Origin of the sequence: Streptomyces sp. CC208A, assembly GCF_030010625.1 — a bacterium.
GTDB lineage: Bacteria > Actinomycetota > Actinomycetes > Streptomycetales > Streptomycetaceae > Streptomyces.
The window spans coordinates 1-1,585 of sequence record NZ_JASCXN010000091.1; the positions used below are offsets into that span (position 1 = coordinate 1).

General features: G+C 72.7%; 1 protein-coding gene. It reads left to right on the forward strand.

Features of this window, described 5'->3' with window-relative positions:
* Nucleotides 1-1,585, forward strand: a 1,585-nt coding sequence (locus QK442_RS36075; RefSeq protein ID WP_282698368.1) for a type I polyketide synthase, incomplete at both ends; no start/stop codon positions are given.

Genomic DNA, 1,585 nt, shown 5'->3' on the forward strand with positions numbered 1-1,585 from the left:
CGTGACGGCGACGCCCGGCGGGTTCGTGGACTTCGCCCGGCAGAGCGGCCTGTCCCCGGACGGCCGCTGCAAGTCCTTCTCCGCGAACGCGGACGGCACGTCGTGGTCGGAGGGCGTGGGACTGCTCCTGGTGGAGCGCCTTTCGGACGCCCGGCGCAACGGCCACCGGATCCTGGCGGTGGTACGCGGCTCCGCCGTGAACCAGGACGGCGCCTCCAACGGCCTGACCGCGCCCAACGGACCCTCGCAGGAACGCGTCATCCGCCAGGCGCTCGCCAACGCCCGGCTGAGCCCGGCGGACGTGGACGCGGTCGAGGCGCACGGCACCGGTACCCGGCTCGGCGACCCGATCGAGGCCCAGGCGCTCCTTGCGACGTACGGCCAGAGCAGCCGGCCCGAGGACCGCCCCCTCTACCTGGGCTCCCTCAAGTCCAACATCGGGCACTCCGTCGCGGCGGCCGGCGTCGGCGGCGTCATCAAGATGGTGCAGGCCATGCGGCACGGCGTACTGCCCATGACCCTGCACGCCGATGAGCCGACGCCCCTGGTCGACTGGGAGTCGGGGGCCGTGGAGCTGCTGACGAAGGCACGTCCGTGGCCGGAGACGGGCGCCCCGCGCCGTGCCGCCGTCTCCGCCTTCGGCGTCAGCGGGACGAACGCGCACGTGATCCTGGAGCAGCCGCCGGTGCCGGAACCCGAAGCCGCGTCCGAGGAGGCGGGGGCTGTTCCGCCGCTGGTGCCGTGGGTGGTCTCGGGGAAGTCGGAGGCCGCACTGCGGGAGCAGGCGCGGCGGCTGCACGACCACGTCACGGCCGAGGAAGCGGTGTCGGCCCTCGACGTCGGGTACTCCCTGGCCGCCGGCCGGGCGGCACTGGACCACCGCGCGGTGGTCATCGGCGCCGACCGGGACGAACTGCTCGCGGGTCTGAACACCCTGGCCGAGGGCGAGGCGGCACCGAACCTCGTCCGGGGCTCGGGCGGCGGCGGATCGCTGGGGGTGATGTTCACCGGACAGGGCGCCCAGCAGGTGGGCATGGGACGCGAGCTGTACGCCGCCTTCCCCGCCTACGCCGAAGCCTTCGACGCCGTGACGCAGGTACTGGACCCACTGCTGGAACGGCCCCTGCGCGACGTGATCGACTCCGGCGAGGACCTGGACTCCACCGGCTGGACCCAACCCGCACTCTTCGCCGTCGAAGTAGCCCTCTACCGGCTCGTCGAATCCTTCGGCATCCACGCCGACTTCCTCACCGGACACTCCATCGGCGAACTGGCCGCCGCCCATGTGGCCGGGGTGCTGGATCTCCAGGACGCCGCCACCCTGGTCGCCGCACGCGCCCGCCTGATGCAGGCACTGCCCCCAGGCGGCACCATGATCGCCATCCGCGCGAGCGAAGCCGACGTACTGCCCCTGCTCGCCGGACACGAGACGGAAGCGGCCATCGCCGCGATCAACGGACCCGCCTCCGTCGTGATCTCCGGCGACACCACCGCCGTCACCGACATCGCGGCCTCACTGGAGAAGCAGGGACACCGCACTCGTCGGCTCACCGTCAGCCACGCCTTCCACTCCCCGCACATGGAC